We start from the raw sequence: 476 nt of genomic DNA, 5'->3' as shown, positions 1-476 counted from the left end.
CGCAGTTTTGATCGATGGCCTCATACCCAAGCTGTTTTCGCCGGAGCATCTGGAAGATAGGAAGGCGGATGTGGAGGAAGCGAAGCGAATCGGGTACCAAACCAGTCCGGAGGGCGCGATAGCCGCGTTGCGGGCGATGAAGGAACGGCCGGACCGCAATCAGGTGCTCGAGGATGCAGCGCTGCCGATTCTCCTGGTGGCAGGGGAGCAGGATCAGCTGATACCGGCAGACAAAACGTTTTCAGTGACGAAGGAGAACATCACGCGGGCATTGATCAAAGATGTGGGACACATGAGCATGATGGAATCACCTGATCAGCTCATTGCGGAGCTGAGTCCGTTTCTGCAACGTTGTGCAGATCGCAGCGGGAGAGCGTAAAACATAAATGAATACAACGACCGCTTGGCGTTTTGGCCGGCGGTTGTTTTTTTGATAAGAAGTTCGAGAGCGTTTTGGAATTGTGGTCGTGATGAGG

General features: G+C 54.2%; 1 protein-coding gene. It reads left to right on the top strand.

Going from position 1 to position 476, the window contains the following annotated elements:
* Positions 1-379: alpha/beta fold hydrolase (locus EDM56_RS31680; protein ID WP_183192664.1), on the top strand; the 379-nt coding region annotated here is incomplete at its 5' end.
* Positions 380-476 lie beyond the last annotated feature (97 nt).

This window comes from Brevibacillus fluminis (assembly GCF_003710825.1).
Taxonomy (GTDB): Bacteria; Bacillota; Bacilli; order Brevibacillales; family Brevibacillaceae; genus Brevibacillus_D; species Brevibacillus_D fluminis.
The sequence above is the reverse complement of the archived record's forward strand: the minus strand, read 5'-3'. Positions and strand labels throughout refer to the sequence as shown.